This is a genomic window from Opitutales bacterium (genome assembly GCA_013215165.1).
Classification (GTDB): domain Bacteria; phylum Verrucomicrobiota; class Verrucomicrobiia; order Opitutales; family JABSRG01; genus JABSRG01.
Map to the genome: position 1 here is coordinate 1 of JABSRG010000065.1, position 19,808 is coordinate 19,808.

A 19,808-nucleotide genomic window follows, 5' to 3' on the forward strand; every position below is an offset into this window, starting at 1 on the left:
TGACTTCCTTGATCGGAAGTCCGCCAGAGCCAACCACTTTTTAATTTTTTAGCGCATCCCTATGGGATGGCTGTGTTTAAATTGTTGTATTTTTTGGCCGAAAATCCCGGCGATGCGTTTACCCGAAACGATCTGCTGGATCGGGTTTTGGGGGAGCAGGCTTACGTCATCGATAGGAATATCGACGTGCACATCCGGTCGATTCGAAAGAAGTTGGAGTGGCCAGAGATTATTTCGACGCTGCGTGGGTATGGCTATCGTCTCGACCTGCCTCCTGATGCTGTAATCTAGTGGCCTAGCAATCTTGATCTGTGTGCTGTGAGTTTTTTTTGGAAACTCTTTCTCTGCTATGCTACGGGTATCTTGGTTATCGTGACGACCGTCAGCGTAGCTGCGATTTGGAATCTTAAAACGGAGGCGGAGGCCCAGATTCGGGAGGAGCCTGAGACGATGCTGCAATTTATTGGAGCGCTGATATCGGCAAATCCTGAGATGCTCTCCGATCTGCAGTTGGCTGAGCACCTGGACCAGATTACGGAGGAGAGTGGGTTTGAACTTTTGATCATTCGCACTGATGGCAGTGTCTTTGTGGATACGAGTGAAGCCTTTGTCGAAAGGGAGGACGAGTTTCTGGAGATACCCGGGCTACGCCAAGAGTTTAAACAAATTGATGGAGAAAGTCTGGCGACCGATCATGTCCGCAGTCAGGAGATGTTTTATTTCACAGCACCGGTTCTTTCGGGCGAGCATACCATGGCTTACATCCGAATAGGCTACCGCGCTGCCGAGTTGGACCGGCAAGTCTCTAATATTTTGCTAAGAGTCTCGCTTGCGGGAGCGGGTGGGGCACTGGTGTGCCTCGTTTTTGGGTGGATGATCACGAAACGTCTTACGCGTCCCTTGGCGCTGATTGACGACGGGTGTCAGCGGATTTTGCGGGGTGATCTAGACTATAAAGTGCAGCTGCGTGATTCAGATGAGATGGGGCGTGTGGCGACTACGATCAACAGCATGACTCAGGAACTTGGTGACCGCGTGCGACTCTCGACCTTGCAACGCAATCGCATGGAATTGATCCTTCAATCCCTTCAAGATGCGGTGTTAATGGTGGATCGCGCCGGGATGATCATCTTTTTCAATACTGCTGCCGGTGAATTTCTTCAGGTCTACGATCAAGAATGGCCTTTCACCCTCGGTAAGCACGCTAAGTTAGAAGGGCTGCGGAGTGAAATCCTGAAGCGTATGGACGACCTGCAGTCCTCGACGGTTGAACTCAGTTGGACCGACGAATCTGCAGACAGGCGTTATGCCGAACTCTTTATCGAACCTCTGGATGCGGCACGTCACGATACCGATGGCTTACTGTGCGTTATTCGCGATCATACCGAATCGCGGCGTTTTGAAGAGCTCCGCCGTGCCTTCGCTTCCAATGTGTCGCATGAGCTGAAAACGCCGATCTGTGCTATTGGCGCTCTGCTTGAGACAATTGAGGCTTATGAGCAAATGCCCGTCGTCCAGCGCTCTCATTTTCTGCACCGAATTCGGCACCAAAATGACCGCATGTTGCGCCTGGTGAATGAATTGTTGGCGCTTTCGAAACTGGAGAGTGGGAGCCAGATACTCGATCTCGCGCTATGTGACCTGCGCCAGGTCTGCGAGGCAGTTGAAAACACCTTCATACTCCTGGCGGAAAAGCGAAATATTAGCCTTATATTTGATTATAAGTCGAACGAGGAACTCACTGCCGTGGTGGATGCCACGGCTCTTGAGATTATCCTCAATTCGCTACTGGACAATGCGCTTCGACATGGTCCGCGCGCAGGTTGGGTTCGTCTGGAAGTCGAGCGGTTGGGCGATGCTGTGGAATTCAGGATCTCAGATAATGGGCCAGGTATCCCACCCGACGCACAACCCCGTATTTTTGAGCGTTTCTTCCGAGTGGAAGCTTCACGCTCCCGAGATCGTGGTGGAAGCGGAATGGGCTTGGCTATCGTGAAGCACCTAGTTCAGGCACATGGTGGGAGCATAGATCTCGTAAGTAGTAATCGTGCGGGCACGAGCTTCAGAATAAGCCTGCCCTGTAACCTGAAAGCGGAAGCTGCGGTCTAGAGCATGCTGCACGAATTCAGCCTTTCGCATAATCTGAGTTAAAATGCATTCCAGTCTGTCGCCAGAATACGCTCGCTGAGCTCCGGTCCGGCGGTGAAGCAAAAGAAAAGCTGTGCTTTGTGTTGAAACCGAACTTCCATCCATCTTGAGGCGTTGGTCCCGACCAGTTGTAAGCAAGTTTCCGGATCGATGGTGTATTCTTTTATCACGGGTCCGGGGCGGGGCAGATCTCCGGCTGGAATGAGGGGCTGGATCGGGAAGCGTTCAAGGGTCTCTGAGAATGTGTATAGGACGCGCACGATGACGTCTGCACGTGTGCGTTGTTGAATTACAAATTCCATATGAGCCGCCATGACCGATGTGCAGAAGTTGCCAAACACGTTAGCAAAGTTGACCCGTCCATAGCGTTCGAACAATCCGCGATAGCCACGCCGCAACACGCGGCCCAAGGCACGCATTTCGACGTAGATCACGAAGTCACAATATTTGGCGATTTTGTGATGGGCTGCATATAGACCTTCGAAAAGAACTATGGGCTTGGGCTGCACGATGCGGACGCCCTGATGGGAGCGGGTGCGGAAAATGTAGTTGGGGATATCGACAGGCTGGTTTGCCTTGAGCGTTTTGAGTAGATTGGGGATTTTGCTCAAACCGTAGTTTTCTGGATCGTCCCCACGGTAGCGTGGCCTGAGGTGACGGATCCGGTCTGGTAAATTTTGAAAATTATCTTGGTGAAGTAAGCTAGCCCGTTCTCCGATAGCATCCCTGAGGTTTTGGGCAACTTGTGTGGATTTGCCGCTTGCGGTGCCGCCGCATACCGCGATCACGACGGGCCGCCCGCATTTTTTATGTATCTCCTCAATCTGTTCAGTGAGGAGTTGTAACGCGTGAGGTGTCCACTCCAGGGCTCGATCGTTCTGGAGTATGTTCGGTGTCATAATATTAGTCTTCGCCTCTAGTGGGTTGTATCTGGCATGAGGCCAAACTCAAGGGCGCCTCGGCGATCTGCGCCGTGGCAGTCACTCGCGCGATCACCCTACGCAGCTTATATTTACTGGGATCAAAAAGATGGGGAATCGTTTTGTCGGTTTATAAGCTGTTTGGTTTGAGATCCCTAGAGCACTTTCAATGAAAGCGCTTTTGCAATGCTGAAGCGAGTATATTGCAGAAACGTCACCGAGCCTTAACACAGTTAACCACTTGCCTGCGTGATACCTCGGTCACCAAGCGTCTTCAGTTTCGACTCCTGTAACCGCTGCCGCTCGACCTCAGCGAGTCTATCCGTTTATTTGGCTTGCCGAACCAATGTGACTTTCACCGCGGGCTTTCGAGAGCTCGACCTGCTTTTGTCGCATGGTGGCTGCGGCGCGTTGCTCGGGGGTGAGTTTGTCGTGGCAGTGAGGACAGGATATGCCAGGTATGTAGCGATCGGAGCGCATGTCCTCTTCAGATAGGGGCATGCGGCAGGCGTGGCACATGTCATAAGAGCCTGGTTCGAGCTGATGGTTGACCGTCACACGGTTATCAAACACGAAGCACTCGCCCTCCCAAAGACTCTTCTCTTCGGGGGTGTCCTCCAAATATTTCAGGATGCCGCCTTCGAGGTGGTAGACCTCGTCGAAGCCCTGTTCTTTTACAAAAGCGGTCGCTTTTTCGCAGCGGATACCGCCTGTGCAAAACATGGCGACTTTTTTTCCCTTCATCAGATCCCTGTTGTCTTCAACCCATTGAGGGAACTCGCGGAAGGACTCGGTGTGCGGGTTTATCGCGTTTTTGAAGGTGCCGATGGAAACCTCATATTCGTTGCGCGTATCGACGACAATGGTGTCTTCAGAAGAGATCAGTTCGTTCCACTCCTGTGGTTGCACATAGGTGCCCACGATTTTGTTAGGATCGATCCCGTCGATGCCCATAGTGACAATCTCTCTCTTGAGCCGTACCTTCATGCGATAGAAGGGCTGCTCCTCTGCGATGGACTCCTTGTAAGTCACAGTCTCTAAACGCCCGTCTTGGCGCAGGTAAGCAATAAAGGCATCCATGGCCGGGCGTTCTCCGGCTATCGTACCGTTAATGCCCTCGCGAGCGAGCAGGAGAGTGCCTTTGATTCCGAGAGATTTTGCCCGTTCCAACATCGATGGCTGGATCGCCTCGAAGTCTTCAAGGACGACAAATCTATAGAGGGCGCGGATGACGATTTCGGGCATGGCTATCGAATGGACTCAGAAGATTTAAACTGTGAACGAACGCATTGCCGATTCTTTTTTGACGGTGGCGATTCGGTGGTTTCAGGTGAGTGGACAGGCACGCCTCGACAGGATTCATTGGCCGAACAAAGTATGACATTGTCCGTGACTAAATTCGCACGGATTGTTCTAAAACACATAACCGGTCATGCCAGACTCTACTTATTCACCAGACAGTAATCCTTTACCCTCGCGCGGCACCGTCTTCTTGCGTGGTTTGATGTGTTGCTGTCCGCGTTGTGGGGAGCGCGGGTTATTACGCAGTTGGTTCAGGCTCAATATGGCTTGCCCTCATTGTGGTCTCAGCTTCGACAAGGAGGAGGGGTTTACCCTGGGGACCACATCAATCGGCTATGTGCTTTCAATTTTCCTGATTCTTGCGCCGATGATCGCCCTAGCAGTGATGGGGGTGGTGTCAACTTGGGTAGCTGTCGCTGTCGGAGGTGCCCTGTCCTTGGCATTGCCGATTATCGCGTATCCCTGGCTGCTGGGTATGGTCGTTGGCAGCTACTACGCAGTGTTTGGTTATGAGGAGCTTGCGCTCGATCAGGATCACCAGGCTTCTCGATAAATTTCAACGATTGCTGATGCTGTAGTCGTGATAACGCCTTGCTGAGATTGATTGTTGATTGGGCTGACAGGTGTCTCGCATGTTCTAGGTTAAATCGCATGCGTGACAAATGCCTGATGCAGGCGAAATTGCGCCTCTTAGAGCTTAGAATGAGTCAATTCAGCTACCTCAGGCAGCCTATGCACGAGAATCCCAAGGTCCAGAAATAGCGAGAGTAAGCCCTGTGAGCTGTATGTTGACAAACATGATCTGTTCATCAGGCGAAAAGCAGACGCCTGCGAGTTCGGACTTATTGTAATTGTTTGCTGCGAAATCAAAGCACTCACCTTCTGGAGTTACCCCCACGAGCTTGCAGGGTGCTTCAGAGTCTTCTGCGATATAAAGGTCGCCCCAGCTGGTCACCGTGAGGTTGTCTGCATTTTTCAAGATCTCTTTGTCTTCAGATTCGAGAAAAAGCTCCAAGCGAGCCGGCTGCTCTTCTTCGCGTGCAGTACCTTCGAAAGGAGACGGGATGTAGCGGAAGATTTGGCCCATCTTGATTTTTCCTCCATTCGTGCAAGCCCAATACACCTCGCCGTTGCCATACCAGATACCCTCACCGCGCGCAAAAACGGCTGCGCCCATTTTATTGCCCCGGTAACGTAGGTCATTTTTGGGCGACGTCACGTCGTCCATGTCGACCCACTCGACATTGAAGAATTTATTGTGTGGGAATGCCTGGGCGCCGGTTTCTGCCCAATTTCGAGTGTCCCAGCCTTCATGGCCGGTGATCACTAGGGCTTGAAGCCGGCCCCCTGCAGCTGGCTTGCCTGGAATATTGCAAATGAAACGATAAATGAGTCCGTCCCAGGTGTCTTCAGTTTGATAGATCACACCTGATTTGGGTTCTACCGCGATAGCTTCGTGCCTGAAGCGCCCCATGTCTTTCAGTGGGATTGGGTCTGCCAACTTGATGTCTGTTGTTGCGGGGACCTCAAAATTATAGCCATGGTCAAATTTGAAGTGCGTGTCCGCCCGCGTGGTCGCCTCTTCGCAGGTGATCCAAGACCCCCAGGGTGTCGGCCCGCCCGCACAATTATTTTCCGTGCCTGTTAGGCTGAGGAATTCGCGCTCCACCTTACCTGTCATGGGATTATACACAATGGTTGTCGTCCCTCCGATCTGGGGCTGTTTGCCATCGGCGATATCGTAAAACGCAGACGGATCAATTTGATCTAATAACTCGTTTTCTTTCCCGAAGGGACTGACGTCGAGCTGGTTTGCTTTCAGCTCGTGGTTTCGCACTAAAATGACGCGCCCGTCTCTGGCACTGAATGCGGCCATGCCGTCGGGGTCACCAGGTACCAGGAGGCCGTCGCTCATCTCATTTCCAACCCGGGAAATGACTTTGTAAGAGAAACCTTTTGGAAGGTCAAAAATACCATTGGGATCCTTCACCAAGGGCCCGTAGCCGCCGGATGTTGATCGAAGATTACCGTGAACTAGCCGATTTAGGCCGAGAAAGCCTAGAGAGAGATATCCTGATTGTTTTAGAAAAGAGCGTCGGGAAGACATATTGTAGAACGTGCGTGATCCCAGAAGGGTTTCAAGCCGGCCTACCCAGTGTTTAAAAAAATAACCCAATCACCATATTTGGTAAATTTTGAGTTTATTGTAGGAACTTATAATTAAAGAAGTGACGGATGCATAATCTGTGCTGCGTTAAGGTCGATGCCGCGAAGCTTTCTTATTGTGATCGACAGTTTTGGCTGTGGGGCTCTGCCGGATGCCGCCGATTATGGTGATGTCGGCTCAAACACGGGTTTGCATATTTGTGAGGCAGTAGGCGGCGCCCATTGGCCTAATCTAACCCGTTGGGGTTTGGGCAATGCTGTAAGTCTGTTGGAACAGACCTGGCCCGGGGTGTCGGCAACAGAGACACCTCGAGCTGCTTTTGGAGTGATGGCAGAGGCGTCGCCAGGCAAAGATACGACCACAGGTCATTGGGAGATTGCGGGTGTGGTGCTCGATAAGCCCTTGCATGTGTTTCCCCAGTCGGGTCGCGCATTTCCAGAATTCTTACTGGAAGCAGTTCGAACTGAATACGCCTGCGGGATTTTGGGGGATGTCGCTGCCTCCGGGACAGAGATTATCGCGCGGTTGGGCGATGAACATCGAGCGAGTGGAGATCCCATTTTTTATACTTCAGCTGACCCTTTGGTTCAAATCGCGGCGTACGAAGATATTTGGCCGGTAGATCGCCTGTATGAGCTCTGTCGATTTGTGCGGAGATTGGTGGATCCACTGCGCGTGGGTCGTGTGATTGCTCGGCCGTTCGCTGGAGATTCAGGGGCGTATCAGCGGACGCCTCGGCGCAAGGATTTTTCTATTGAAGTGCCGGGTGTAACACTGATGGATAAACTGCGCAGTGAGGGCGTTACTACGATTTCTGTGGGGAAAGTGGGTAATGTCTTCAACGATTCAGGCTTTGATCAGATGTATCCTGATAAAGGGAATCCAGCGTGCCTGGAACGTGTGGAAGCGCTCATCAATGACCCAGATCTCAGCGACGCGTTCATTTTCGTGAACCTCGTCGATACGGATGAGAAGTTCGGCCACCGCCGAGATCCTGAGGGATATCACGATGCGGTCGCTCGAATCGATGATGCCCTGGGGAAGTTTGAAGCCCTATGCCGCCCAGACGATTCTATCATTATAACAGCAGATCATGGTTGTGATCCGACTTTTAAAGGCACGGATCATACAAGAGAATACGTTCCACTACTTGCATTCGGCGGGAGTTTTGACGGTTCCTTGGGCATACAGACGAGCCTGGCTTATGCGGGAAATCTCGCCGCACGGTGCCATAGAGTTCAGTCTGCCGTTTCACTTGACGACTTATGAGGAACAGGTCAGTTGAAATCTCAGCAAGAATAGGTAAAATTTTGTAAATGCTCGGGAAATTCAGAGCCCTTTTGGGCGGCAGCCGGATTGGAAAAGACGGTTACACCGACACGGAGCGTGAGGCGACTGTCAGTCTCTTGGTGCTGATCGCATTCTCGGATCAAACACTTCGCATCAGCGAAAAGGAGCAAATAATGTCTGTCATGGAGAGCTTTGATTGGTCCTCGGAAATTGACCACGAGCAGATCTATTTCGCTGCGGTGACTCGCGTGCGTCAGGCTCTGGTATCGGATCGGTCGATGGATGTCTTTATGGAGGATATGCGGCGTTCTTTTTCTGGCGAACAGAGCCTGAAGCGAGCCATCAAACTCACCCTGAATATTGCGAATTCAGATGGTCAGTTTTCTATTGAGGAGGCCTCCTTTATCGACCACATACGGCGCCTCAATCCTACGCTGTCAGAGGAGATAGAGGAGAAGAAGGGCGCTTGATCTATTATAACTGATTCTCCGACCTCCACCTTTAGGAGGTAACACTCCTTTATGCCCTCAAAAAGTTGCACCATCAGCCAGTATGGCTCATCTGCTGTAAGGTGCTAAATTCTAGGGCGTTCATGCGTGGGGCTAACAGGGGGATTCTTACCGGAACAGCTCACTATGGCTGCCGACGCGGGCGAGCTTTAATTCGTTGCCGTCGACTTTATAAATCAGGAGCCAGTCCGAGTTCACATGGCATTCACGGTAACCGCGCCACGTGCCGGTGAGTTCGTGATCGCGGTCGCGATCTTCCAGCGGCTTTTCTTCAGTCAAAGTTTGGATAATGGCTTTGAGCAGTTCGAGATCTTTGCCTTGGCGCTGTGCCTTGCATAGGTCTCTCTTAAACTGCGAGGCGCGGATCGGTTCGAGCATTTCTGAAGTCGGTTCTAATCGTCGAGATCGACAAACAGTGCGTCCACGCTTTTAAAACGCTGTCCTTTCCCAGCCTCGAGTTCATCGATAGCAGTTTGCGTTTCAGCACCGGGGATGCGCACTTCAAAAGGAAGGCCTTTGCGCAAGCGCACTTGGTTAAAAAACATGCGGATGGCTTCAGTGGTGCTGATGCCCAGATCTTGCAGGATCGCTTCGGTTTGGTTCTTCAAACTCGGCTCAATCCGCGCTTTTACTACGGCGTCTTTGATTTCCATAAAACGAAACGTGTCACTATGGGTCCACATTATCAATTCTGTTTCCTTGGTTTCTTCCGCGGCTTTTCCTGCCGCCATGCTGCTGTTTGGCGGTTAAAAGGAATGAAGCTCTGAGCGGTCCTCTGCTCGTTGGGGCCTGTTTTCTTGTGGGCCTTGTGCAGATCATCGATGACGATGTGGGTGCAAATTTGGGTCGTGGTGATACAGCCATGCCCGAGGAGCTCCTGGACATGCCGGATAGAGGCTTCCCCCCTCAGCAGCTCGGTCGCACAGGCATGATGCAGACAGTGCGTGCTGAGCGTGTCAGGTAAGCCTGCCGCTAGACAGAGATTTTTGAAGCGCTCGCGCAGGCTTGCTGGATGGATCAAAAAGAGAGTCATCCTGGATGCCTTCTCTTTCTTCTGTAGTTTGGGATAAACATCTGTGAGATAGGCTTCGAGGTATCGCCCAGCCACGTTGCCCAAAGGCACTAAGCGATCTTTACGGCCTTTGCCTTGGACGAGACGGATGGTCCGTTCTTTCATGTCCAGATCGTAGACAGTGAGTTTGCACAGCTCCTCGCCAAGTAAGCCAGAGCTGTAGAGGATTTCTAAGGCGGTGCGATCGCGGAAGCCTTCGAGCGTTGAGAGGTCGGCTTGCTGTAGCAGGCGTGTGACCTCGTCTTTATTCAAAATATCTCGAGGTAATGGGCACGGTGTAGGCAGCACGGGCATGTGCCTGGTGATTTCGACCAGGATGCGTTCTTGCTCGGAATGATAAAGCTGCGTCGTCAACATTGTGATAATTAACCACATTTTCTGAAACAGACTGAATAATCATGTCGTAGTAAAAATGTATCGTGCCGTCGCTTTCTTCGTAACGCTCATAGATATTGGGCGTTTTTACCGCACCTAAGAGAAACCCGACGAATTAGGCCGTCGATGCATCCAGCCCAGACGCATACATGTCGGCGATGGTCGCAGCTTGAGAAGCTACATAGTAATCAGCTATGAATCCACTTCCATCTACTGCACTGCGCCTGAGAGCTTCACTCACAACCACATTGCCCAAAACACCAATTGTTCCGGTAAATCGATCGCGTAGACTGTGCAGCAAGCTCTTTAGACCTGGAGCAGACAGATAAGCCTTATTTTCACTATGATTATAATCAGCAAGTTCCCAAAGGTCGTCTAATTCTTCCCAACTACCAACTTCCACGGGTATATTTAATGTCTCAGGACCACGGTTTACCAATTCAGTTGGCCAACTGAACATTCCAAATTTACCTATGTATTGCTGCTAATAAAGGCGTTTGAATCAACAGCCAAGTCCACACTTAGGAGGTGAAAGATTATGGGTCTAGATACACAGAGTGATAGCTGCGCCAATCGAGAAGTTTCGGAGGGAAATTTTTTAGTTTGGTTGCAATCCGGTGCGGTTGACTCACCCAGTAGACTGGAGCGATGGGCAGGGCTTCCATGAGCAGAGTCTCAGCAGCTTGTAGGTTGTATTTGCGTTCATCGCCGGTCGTTTGCAATGATTTGTCGAGTGCTGCATCATACATTTCTGAAGTCCAGCGCGCTCGGTTTGTTGGGGACGTCGATCGGAATACATTAAGGAATGTGTAAGGGTCGACGTAGTCACCATACCAGGCGAGAAAGCCAATGTCGTAATCGGCACTGTTTAATTTGTTTAGAAATACGCGCCATTCAGTTTGTTCAATGGTAACTTCAAGACCAAGGTGTTCTCGCCACATGCCTTGTATGGCTTCAGCGACCTTGTTGGCATTTTCGTTCATGGAAACACTATAGGTGAGGGAGGGCTTGGCGTTCCTTTGTAGCCAAATGTCTAAAGCTGCCTTGGCTGTTTCAGGATCAAAGCGTAGTTTTGCCGATTCGTCCGGTGAGTGGTTTGCAATAGCCGATGGGGTGAAATGGGTCGCTGGCTGACCGAGCCCAACGACGGCATTCACAATGAGTTCCCGGTCGATTGCGAGGCTGAGTATACGCCTCAATTCCGGGTCCGCAGTCGGACCTTCAGTCGTGTTAAATAGCATGTAGGCCGTAGCCAAATGTGGGGACTCGATGTAACTCGGCTCTCCCGTTCCGCGGAGCCGTTGGATCGAAGCCGGTGGAACGGCTGCTGTGTAGTCAATTTGTCCACTGCGAAAGGCGCGCTCCTCGGTTCCTGAGTCTGAAATGGGAAAAAAGGTGATCTTATCGAGTTGAGGTGCGTTGGGGCCGACATAGTTTTTGTTCCGAGCAACGATTAGACGTTCGTTAGGCGTCCATTCTTGGAGAATGAATGGTCCGGTGAATAGCGTAGGCATGCCTTCAGCATTTAGCATTTCATCGCGGTAAGGATAGAATACGGGCTGCTTGAGTAGTTGCAGGAAAAACGGGGTCGGGCTTGCGAGTTGCATGGTTAGGGTATGCTTGTCCAGCGCTTGAATCCCCACTTGATCAAAGTCTGTGATCGTCCGCGCGCGATAGTCTGCTGCTCCAGAGACAAAATCATAATGCGTGGCAAGCGTAGCTCCCAGGTCTGGGTCGAGCACGCGGCGGGCACTGTCCACAAATTGCTGCGCTAAAATAGGCTGCCCATCGGACCACTGGGCATCGGGCCGCAAGAAAAAGGTGTATGTGAGTAGGTCGTCAGATAAATCCCAACTCTTGGCGATGCCGGGTGCAATGCCACCGTCTTCACTGGGATGTTCGACGACAAGGCCCTCGAAAAGCGCCATCAGGATGCGCAACTCAGTCAATCCAGAAGCGCGGTGAAAATCGAGCGTGGCTGGCTCGGCTCCGTTGCCCAATCTGAGGTGCTGGTTAGAGTCAGTGTATTCGTCGCTTCCGCCACAGCCCATCAGCCCTAGCGCTAAAAAAGAAAGCAAAATCCATCGCATAGGGCAATGAATGGGGAGGGCATCCATCTATTCAATCCGGATTATGCGATAGAAGCTTGCCAGCCTGTGTGAGGTGTCGGTGCGAACGGGAAATTGAGGTAAGGAACTTTGCTGCGGAAGGCTCAGGCTCTTCGATCAGAAGCGTAATCGGGCTACCGACATCTTTCTTGGGAGGTGTGCTCACGGTGGGTGTGACCAGAAGTGCGGGGCATATTGGTGTTTAGTCGGGTGATCGCGAGAGCGATTGCCACAGGCCTCTCTAATGATTCCCGGCGTTCTTATTAGAGGTCGAGGTTGTGTATCTTTAACAGGCGTTGCACGCGTTCCTGGTGCTCCTCTGGGAGCCTCTCAAAAGTTTTAAGGGTGAGGGGACCGTCGAAGACTGTATTCCCATCACGTGATTTAACCCGAAGATCTAAATTTTCACCCGAGATTGTGATCTCTAGTTGACCATCGCGGTCGTTATAGCGGATCTCCCGTTGATCACTATCGACGCGTGACCGGCGGATAACCTCGACTGAGTCTCTTGCCTCTTCTTCCTCGGTTCGCGCATTACGCAGGATGCGCTGGTAGCGTTCAGCCCATACGCCGCTGTTTTCTTGGATGGACTCTTGGATAGAGTTTACAATCTCCCGCATCTCATTTTCGGAGGGCATTTCTCTACGTAATTCCTCAATCAATCTTTGGGTTTCCTCACCGGCACTTTGGACTAGCTGCTGTAACTCTTTATTATTCTCCAATTCTTCACGCAGGCTTTCGAAATCAATGTCGAAATCCACATTGAACCATTCGCGACGGGGTTGATTCGCTGGACGTTCGGAAAGGGTCACGGTAACCTCTAAAGGTTGACCACGCCTTAAGACTTTTAGAGTGGGCCGCTCGCCAATCGATGAATTGGCGAGCAGGGCGTAGAGTTGATCGTCGTTGAAGAGGATCTGCTCATTGAAGCCGTAGATAATATCATAGACCGTGATCTTGGCTATATCAGCGGGGCTGCCGGGCGACACACGTTCTACAATCAATCCCGCATTTCCAGGAAGACTTACTTGAGCTCTAACGGATTCTGGTACGGACTTCACATAAACGCCAATCCATGGAACCGAGGCCGTGGGTCCCTCTTGAGCAAAGCTAAAATATGGAATACTCGCTGTGCATAACAAAACTGTGAGGCGAAAAAAAGACATGGCGGGGAGGGTCTAAAGTGCTGAAATAGGAATGAGTATCGTCTCCTCACGCGGAAACGTAACTTCCGTTGTTGATTGGGTTTCCGGATTACTCCAAACCACCGTATCTAAGTGAACGGTCCTCAATTGACGCATGCTGCGATTGTCAGCAAGAGTCACGATGCCGTCATCGACGATGTCGATAAATTCACTCCTACTATCAAGACTTGTTGAAAGGCCATCTGGCTTACTTTTTGGGATTTTCTCGGGTTCTGAACGAAGAGCAGAATTCGATGAGAGCGCATTCATCGCCAACTGAGTAGTAGTTTCGTGAATGGGCTGATTTATCTGTTCGACTATTTGGAGAGGACTCCAGGATATGAAGAACATACCGAAGACAACTGCGGCCGCGATACTGCCTAAGCCAATAAGGCGCATCCACAATGGGCTAAGAAATTCCTTCGAGGTGCGCGCCGGAGCGTCGTTGATCGCATGGCTCAGGGTTTCTAGTTGATGATCAGCCAGGGAACGCGGTCTAAACTCCTTGAGCTCAGACTCAAAATCGCCGAGGTCTTGTTCCAAAGCAGCAATCTGTTTTTCAAGCAGCCGCTTTTCTCTATTTAGTTCGTCAGATGATTTGGGTGGCTTCATGACGTAGAATCAGATTTAAGAAGGCGTCTCAACCGTTCGAGACCATAGCGGTAGCGCGATGCCGCTGTGTTGGGAGAAATATTTAAAACACCAGCTATGGAATCGAAAGTCTGCTCGCCCCAGATCTTCAACATAACAACTTCTTGTTGTTTGGAGGGCAAGGCGCGTACGGCTTCTTCGACTGTTTTGGTTTGTTCGTCCTGCTCCAGCGTTCGCTCAAACCAAGCCGATGGCTCGAAGCCTGGAAAGTCAGGGCTATCTAGGATGTTCAGCTCGCGCTTGCCACGTCGACTATGCTTCCTGCCGTAGTCCACTGCTAGGCGACGAATGTAGGTGAAAACCAGGCCAATTTCGAGAGCATCGCTAGAGCCACTAGCTCTCCATGCTTTGACCAGCGCTTCCTGGAGAACATCCTGAGCATCGCTTTCATTTCGAGTCTGCTGACGGGAAAATATTTGAAACCGGCCCCCGTGTTCTTCGAGGACTTGCTTCCACTGGGGTGGGGCAGGAAGGGGAGCCATAGCGGTCGATTTCACGGGTGCGATCATGTCTTTACAGCTGAAGAGCGATGGAGACGGCACTTTTGTTTAAAAAATGCTCTAGAGCGACACTAACTAAAATATTTTCTAGACACGCAGACATGGATTACACCTTCGCCTCAGACAATGTAATGGGTGTTCACCCTGAGTCGATGACGCATATCATCGCCGCAAACACCGGTGCCGTTGCTTCTTATGGAGAGGACGCATACACCGAAGAAGCGGTTGCTGCGGTCAAAGCACTTTTTGGGAAACGCGCGCATCCATTTTTCGTGTTTAATGGAGGTGCGGCAAATAGCCTGGCTTTGGCTAGCCTGACGCGTCCCTTCGAAGCAATCGCTTGTCACGGCTTTGCTCACGTGTCGCTCGATGAGTGTAATGCTCCGGAGTTTTTCACAAGTGGCTCCAAACTGATCCCAGTTGATGGAGCGGATGGCAAAATAGATCTTGAGAAACTAAGAGCAGCTACTGAGGCACGCGACGACGTGCATTTTCCTCGCGTGCGCACATTGTCCATAACGCAGTCAACAGAGGTGGGCACAGTCTATGCGCTCGACGAATTGGGCCAGCTACGCCAGGTAAAAGAGGACCTTGGTTTACGCCTGCATATGGATGGCGCACGGTTCGCACATGCAGTGGCTCATTTGAATTGTGCTCCTTCAGAGATTGTCGAAGCCGGTGGCGTCGACGCTTTGAGTCTCGGGTTGGTCAAGATTGGCGTGGGGCTCGTGGAATGCTTGATCCTCTTTGATGCAGACGTGGCAGATGGCTTCGCTTACCGCCAAAAGCAGGCCTGCCAATTGGGGTCAAAAATGAGAATGGGAACGGCACCCATAGCTCCAGCCCTAAAGACTGGGTGCTGGATCGACTGGGCGAAACATGCAAACGACCGAGCGAAACAACTTGCAGAAGGCCTCCAAGCTCTCGGTATCCCACCGGTCTTTCCTGTTCAGGCTAACGGCGTATTCGTCCGCTTTCCCGAAGACTCAGCGAAAGCCCTGCGCGAGCAGGGATGGCAGTTTTACGACTTCGTCGCCGATACCCAGCGACTCATGTGTCATTGGGCCACCGAAGCCGCAATAATCGATCGGTTTCTCGATGATGTGGATCGCGTGATGGGATAGGCCATAGCCAGCAATCTGCTAAAGTCAGACCAGTCAATCCTAACCCGGCTATCGATGTCGTCGTATCCACGCCAATTGTGACTATGAGCGCGCGGCTCATGACCTCGACACAATCGAAGCAAATATGCGCGCCTCATGCGTTGAGGCCTTTGCGATCAATATCACGCTGGACCGGCTCGAAGAAAATTTCCCTTCACACTGCCGCGATCGTAATATCCAGTTCGCTCCAGTGGCTTTGCGCATGGAGTTGTTGGGCCATCTGCTCGGCATGCCCAGCTTCCGCGAGTTCTCTGCAAAGCTCGCCAGCAAACACCCAGACTTACTGGAAACATCTTGGAATAACTACAGAGCTGAGCCAGCGCTAGACAGAGCGTATCCTCTCGCATTGACAGCCAGCTGGAGCTCCTGCCCCAACTCATGAAACAGGCACTGGACGTTAAAACTCCCATAGACTGCGTAGTCGCAGACCGCGGCTTTGACTCTCGCAAACCGCTTGACGAACTTTGCGACGACGGGATAGCCAGCCACATCTGTCCGCGCAATGCAGCATAATCCAAAGAGCGCATGAGCGATAAAAGCTTCAGCAGCTTACAAAAGCGCCGAGGCGGGACCGAAGCACAAATAGTGTTACTCGAAAACAAAAGCAGCGGGCGTGTCTGCCGCGCCAAAGGCTTTGAGAACCGCGCTCGGAAATCCCCTTCGAGTATGCCTCGGCTTGTACTACATCGAGAGGAAAGCGACCTCAAAGCCTCCAATTTTGATCAGAGTGGCGGATGCGCCTATAAAACAGCCTGAAATCTCATGAATGAAAACATCGGAGAGGTCCAACTCTAGAACAACGACCCGCTAAACACCCAACCTGGGACAGGTTCTAGCTGAATATATTTATCGGTGCGGACTTTTGCCTGAAGGTCAGCTTTAAAATCCGGGTTAGGCATGATCTTTTAAATGAGTGGGTATTGTCGTCGCATGGACTTACATCACGACCTCTACTTGGTGTCTTCCCGATGTGAGAAGCGGGAGTGATGTGCCCTCAATTTGGTCACCGTTGAGGGTAATCGCTTTCGGGCTTTTTCCCCCCTCTGGACGATTATGTAGCGTTATATCATAATGTGCTCCTCGAAAGCTCCTACTGACTTTTGCCTCCGGTAGGCAGGCAGGTAAGCACGGATCGATTACCAATCCGTCATATCCGCGTTTGGCACCTAAAATATGTTCTACCATCAACTGGGCCATCCAGCCACTCGTTCCAGTACGCCACGGGTTGCCTTTTTGTCCGTAAATTTGGGATACACTGCTGAAACTATTAACATAGCAGAAAGGCTCTGCTCCGGAAGACGAAATTGGATTTTCCGGATTGTCAGGAGTCACCTTAACAAATGTGCGCCAGGCTTGTTCAGAGCGCCCCAACAGACAGTCGGCCAATCCTTTGAACCCAGCAGCATGATTGTAACAGCCGCCGTTTTCGTTCTCGCCGGGCTTCGTTTGACTCATGCGACCTACGCGCGGGTCAAATTGAGCGTAGGGCGGGAAACAAATTCGATATCCTATATCGCTTTCCAAGTGTTGATCTACACGTTCCATAATAGAACGCGCGCGCTGTGGTTCGGCAACCCCTGACAGGACTGCCCAGCTTTGCGGGTTTAAATAGAACTGTCCATATTCAGACTCCTTGGATCCGATACGGTAGCCATCTTCGCATAAAGTTCGGATATACCATTCGCCATCCCATGCGATAGCGTTGATTCGACGCTTAAACTCAGCAAAAACTTGATTGCATTCAGTGGCTAGTTCTGACTCGCCGACACGGGCACAGAGTTCACTGAGTTCCCTAGCTCCTAGGCAAAGCTGCATGGATACGAATACACTTTCTCGTTCTCCAGCCTCCTCGGTCGCCTCCAATCCGTCGTTCCAATCCGCGTGATGCTGTTTGCATAATCCGTGTTTCCCGACGTCGGTGGACAGAAAGCGCAATGCACGCATCGCATGGTCTAATATACTGCCTTGAGTGTTCTGAGACTCGAAATAGGGAACGTTGACTTCTAATAGTCCAAAATTCCCAGTTTCCTTTACGAGTGCTGGTAGCACTTGTAAAATCCATGCAGGTTTATCTGAATATTTGAGGCGGTTCAGCGGGCGAAATCCATGAGGCACTGAACCGTCTTTGTACTGGCTTGCGAGAGCCCGAGTGAAGTTTTGTTCGGCTGCCTGTGGGTCAGCCATTGCCAGTGCAATATCAGTCTGCAGGTTGTCGCGGAAACCACTTTTGTTTATGAGATAATTATAAAGCTGCTTTTTAAGGAAAATGTTGAAGAGTCCATTATACAGTTCATGACCTACATCGATTTTGAAAGCCTCTGCTCTGTCTGCTTCAATACGTGCGGCTTCGGCACACCAGGCGTCCAGCACCGCTGGTGAGAGCGATTCGCGCAGTTCAAGGATTTCTTCTTTGCCGGAGCATTGGCCAATTATGAAATCAACGCGTTTGGTTTCACCGGGTTGCAGTGTTAGTTTGGTTTGGATAATGCCCGCGCAGTCGGGTCCCGCTCCGGGACGTCCATCACAATCCCATCCCCATAAAATTTTCGGAGCACTGGTTGAGTAATCATTGCGCGTGAAGTGATCGCGGTATGCGTTTCCATTATAAAAATGATCGAGTGTGATTAAGAAACCTTTGAAGCGATCAGTTGGACAGTCTTTATGACGATTGGTAGCAATAACGCCGCGGATGTCTGCATCTACTTCTGCGAAATTATCCTTTCCTATGGAAACACCTTCGCGATCAACGCCTGAAAGTTGGAACATTACATAATGAAAAATAGATAATTTCCGATTACGTTCTGTTTCGTTCGTAACGGTAATTGTAGTGCACTCAATCGGTTTTTGCTGAGGTACGAATACACGCTGCTGAACGCGTAATCCCTCGCAGGACGATTCCATGACCGTTTTCTCTCTAAAGAATTCTATTTTTCGGCCTTCGACTGCTTGGGCGACTGGGAGACCTGATGGACTGAAGGTGGTGCGGGTTTCATCGTCGCGGACATAGCTATACTTCTGGTCATAGCCAACTAAGTTTACCGTGGTGCCATCTGCGTCTCTTACCCGAATGACTCCGTCGTTACAGTAAGCCGTATCTGCATACATTTCAGTGCCGTTGTGGTTTATCGTTGTGCAGTGCAAATTCCACCATTTGGCAGGAGGCTCCGCGAACAGGCGAAAGCATCCGGCATCTTCATCAAATTCGCCAAATTCTTGAAACGATGACTTCATGTTTTTATAAGGTAATGAATCGGGGTTATTTGTCAGGACTCGCATTGTTGGACTGTAATTCATGAGAAAGGTAGCTAAGGAATAAATGGGGATGGGATGTTCGATATTACTCGACTTTTTCACAAGGTGTCTGGCCGTTCAAGACGCGTTGTCGAAAGCAGCTAAGATAAGTTTGATGATACGATCTTTGAGTCTGATGCAGCGTGGGTTGGAACCTTGGGGGCCATGTTCTGCTTTAACGATGACATGTCGCTTACAGCTCCAGGTCGCGGCTCCATAAATAACACCTCCGTATACACGCTCCTTGGTTTTGTTATGAAGTGCTTTAGCCTCGGCCCACTCCATATATAATGCGGCCTCTCGGCAGAGGGCGAGATTTTTAGCCAATCTAACGACATAGTCGACGTCGTTACGATCATACCAGCTTAAAGTGCGCTCGCGGCAAAAGCCGCTGTCAGCACGGAAGATAATGCATGCACACGTTCGGCCGTTCTTGACGTAAACGTTGAACAAGCAGTTTGAGGATGGCTGTTGAATGCATTGTGGCATCTTGATTGGCTTGCCGAAGGTAGGCGCAGAGTAGGTGCTTACCGCAGAAAACATACAGAGGAAGGAAGCAATAGTGGCCATCTGGGCATCTGTGTTGGCTGAGGACTGGTACCAGGGATCATGCCTGAGGGTGTCTGCATCGTTGAGGTCTTCATAGCCCGCAGCGATAGCCATGACTCGTTGACACATCATACTAGAAGCATTGTGGATCAGCTTACTGGATTGTAGTTTATCCACGATCCCGCCTTCGACATGGGAAAGGATTCCGATGCTTTCTTCAGCAGCGCGCAGGAGCATCAATCATACATCTGAGGTGGCATCTGCACCCTGGGAATCGAGTGAAAATTTGCGTCCTTTGACTCTTGTGCCAGGAAGTTCTAGCTGTTTACCTTCTGTTATCGTGAGTTGTGGTTGTTTTTTTTGTTATCCACTGACCTTCAGTGGTTTAACCGCAAATCGCGATACTTTTTTATGCAAAATCCGGGTAACCCACCTATCGAAAAACTTTTCTCCAATGTCTGCGATGATCTGGATCTATTGAAGGCTGCGTTAAAATCGATCTAAATTATTAACTCGCTAATATAATACATGACTTTCACCCATGCATCATTCATCCTTTCAGGCATGGAAAAACGAGAT

Annotated in this window: 21 protein-coding genes; 7 read left to right on the top strand and 14 right to left on the bottom strand. The window is 50.8% G+C overall.

Features of this window, described 5'->3' with window-relative positions; genetic code table 11:
* The first annotated feature begins 66 nt into the window (after positions 1-66).
* Both HRU10_12835 and HRU10_12840 read left to right on the top strand, forming a co-directional pair.
* On the top strand, positions 67-291 hold the full coding sequence (locus tag HRU10_12835; protein NRA28115.1) for a winged helix-turn-helix domain-containing protein: 225 nt from the start codon (positions 67-69) through the stop codon (positions 289-291).
* Between the two features lie 27 nt (positions 292-318).
* Positions 319-2,109, top strand: a complete 1,791-nt coding sequence (locus tag HRU10_12840; protein ID NRA28116.1) for a HAMP domain-containing protein — start codon at positions 319-321, stop codon at positions 2,107-2,109.
* A 38-nt stretch (positions 2,110-2,147) separates the two neighbouring features.
* Here HRU10_12840 and HRU10_12845 read toward each other — a convergent pair whose 3' ends face one another.
* Positions 2,148-3,047: a hypothetical protein gene (locus tag HRU10_12845; protein ID NRA28117.1), complete on the bottom strand. Its 900-nt coding sequence runs from the start codon at positions 3,045-3,047 to the stop codon at positions 2,148-2,150.
* Between the two features lie 339 nt (positions 3,048-3,386).
* Complete coding sequence (locus tag HRU10_12850) at positions 3,387-4,313, bottom strand: rhodanese-related sulfurtransferase (protein NRA28118.1); 927 nt, start codon at positions 4,311-4,313, stop codon at positions 3,387-3,389.
* 187 nt (positions 4,314-4,500) lie between these two features.
* Between HRU10_12850 and HRU10_12855 the strand changes: the two genes are divergently transcribed.
* Positions 4,501-4,923: a DUF983 domain-containing protein gene (locus HRU10_12855; protein NRA28119.1), complete on the top strand. Its 423-nt coding sequence runs from the start codon at positions 4,501-4,503 to the stop codon at positions 4,921-4,923.
* A 177-nt stretch (positions 4,924-5,100) separates the two neighbouring features.
* Here the strand turns inward: HRU10_12855 and HRU10_12860 are convergent, their stop codons facing one another.
* Positions 5,101-6,477: a DUF839 domain-containing protein gene (locus HRU10_12860; protein ID NRA28120.1), complete on the bottom strand. Its 1,377-nt coding sequence runs from the start codon at positions 6,475-6,477 to the stop codon at positions 5,101-5,103.
* A 156-nt stretch (positions 6,478-6,633) separates the two neighbouring features.
* Between HRU10_12860 and HRU10_12865 the strand changes: the two genes are divergently transcribed.
* Both HRU10_12865 and HRU10_12870 read left to right on the top strand, forming a co-directional pair.
* On the top strand, positions 6,634-7,806 hold the full coding sequence (locus HRU10_12865; protein NRA28121.1) for a phosphopentomutase: 1,173 nt from the start codon (positions 6,634-6,636) through the stop codon (positions 7,804-7,806).
* 47 nt (positions 7,807-7,853) lie between these two features.
* Positions 7,854-8,297: a TerB family tellurite resistance protein gene (locus tag HRU10_12870; GenBank protein NRA28122.1), complete on the top strand. Its 444-nt coding sequence runs from the start codon at positions 7,854-7,856 to the stop codon at positions 8,295-8,297.
* Positions 8,298-8,444: 147 nt separating this feature from the next.
* On the opposite strand, the gene HRU10_12875 is transcribed toward HRU10_12870, so the two are convergent.
* The 9 genes from HRU10_12875 to HRU10_12915 form a co-directional block, all read right to left on the bottom strand.
* On the bottom strand, positions 8,445-8,714 hold the full coding sequence (locus HRU10_12875; protein NRA28123.1) for a type II toxin-antitoxin system YafQ family toxin: 270 nt from the start codon (positions 8,712-8,714) through the stop codon (positions 8,445-8,447).
* A 14-nt stretch (positions 8,715-8,728) separates the two neighbouring features.
* The gene (locus tag HRU10_12880) at positions 8,729-8,989 is read right to left on the bottom strand and encodes a type II toxin-antitoxin system RelB/DinJ family antitoxin (GenBank protein ID NRA28124.1); all 261 of its coding nucleotides are present in this window, start codon (positions 8,987-8,989) and stop codon (positions 8,729-8,731) included.
* A gap of 32 nt (positions 8,990-9,021) precedes the next feature.
* Entirely contained in the window at positions 9,022-9,783 is a 762-nt protein-coding gene (locus HRU10_12885) for a tyrosine-type recombinase/integrase (GenBank protein ID NRA28125.1), read from the bottom strand.
* A gap of 115 nt (positions 9,784-9,898) precedes the next feature.
* Entirely contained in the window at positions 9,899-10,243 is a 345-nt protein-coding gene (locus tag HRU10_12890) for a hypothetical protein (protein NRA28126.1), read from the bottom strand.
* 76 nt (positions 10,244-10,319) lie between these two features.
* On the bottom strand, positions 10,320-11,873 hold the full coding sequence (locus tag HRU10_12895; protein ID NRA28127.1) for a peptide ABC transporter substrate-binding protein: 1,554 nt from the start codon (positions 11,871-11,873) through the stop codon (positions 10,320-10,322).
* Positions 11,874-11,904: 31 nt separating this feature from the next.
* Positions 11,905-12,057 carry a hypothetical protein gene (locus HRU10_12900; protein ID NRA28128.1) on the bottom strand — a complete coding sequence of 51 codons (153 nt, stop codon included), beginning with the start codon at positions 12,055-12,057 and terminating at the stop codon, positions 11,905-11,907.
* A gap of 97 nt (positions 12,058-12,154) precedes the next feature.
* Positions 12,155-13,057, bottom strand: a complete 903-nt coding sequence (locus tag HRU10_12905; GenBank protein NRA28129.1) for a PDZ domain-containing protein — start codon at positions 13,055-13,057, stop codon at positions 12,155-12,157.
* A gap of 12 nt (positions 13,058-13,069) precedes the next feature.
* Complete coding sequence (locus HRU10_12910) at positions 13,070-13,687, bottom strand: hypothetical protein (protein NRA28130.1); 618 nt, start codon at positions 13,685-13,687, stop codon at positions 13,070-13,072.
* Positions 13,684-14,208, bottom strand: a complete 525-nt coding sequence (locus tag HRU10_12915; GenBank protein ID NRA28131.1) for a sigma-70 family RNA polymerase sigma factor — start codon at positions 14,206-14,208, stop codon at positions 13,684-13,686. Before HRU10_12915 ends, HRU10_12910 begins: the two co-directional genes overlap by 4 nt.
* A gap of 119 nt (positions 14,209-14,327) precedes the next feature.
* Between HRU10_12915 and HRU10_12920 the strand changes: the two genes are divergently transcribed.
* Together HRU10_12920 and HRU10_12925 are read left to right on the top strand one after the other, a co-directional pair.
* Positions 14,328-15,350, top strand: a complete 1,023-nt coding sequence (locus tag HRU10_12920) for a threonine aldolase (protein NRA28132.1) — start codon at positions 14,328-14,330, stop codon at positions 15,348-15,350.
* A gap of 124 nt (positions 15,351-15,474) precedes the next feature.
* Complete coding sequence (locus HRU10_12925) at positions 15,475-15,771, top strand: hypothetical protein (GenBank protein ID NRA28133.1); 297 nt, start codon at positions 15,475-15,477, stop codon at positions 15,769-15,771.
* A 554-nt stretch (positions 15,772-16,325) separates the two neighbouring features.
* Here HRU10_12925 and HRU10_12930 read toward each other — a convergent pair.
* Together HRU10_12930 and HRU10_12935 are read right to left on the bottom strand one after the other, a co-directional pair.
* Positions 16,326-18,620 carry a hypothetical protein gene (locus HRU10_12930; protein NRA28134.1) on the bottom strand — a complete coding sequence of 765 codons (2,295 nt, stop codon included), beginning with the start codon at positions 18,618-18,620 and terminating at the stop codon, positions 16,326-16,328.
* Between the two features lie 138 nt (positions 18,621-18,758).
* Positions 18,759-19,466, bottom strand: a complete 708-nt coding sequence (locus HRU10_12935; protein ID NRA28135.1) for a transposase — start codon at positions 19,464-19,466, stop codon at positions 18,759-18,761.
* Positions 19,467-19,808: the final 342 nt, after the last annotated feature.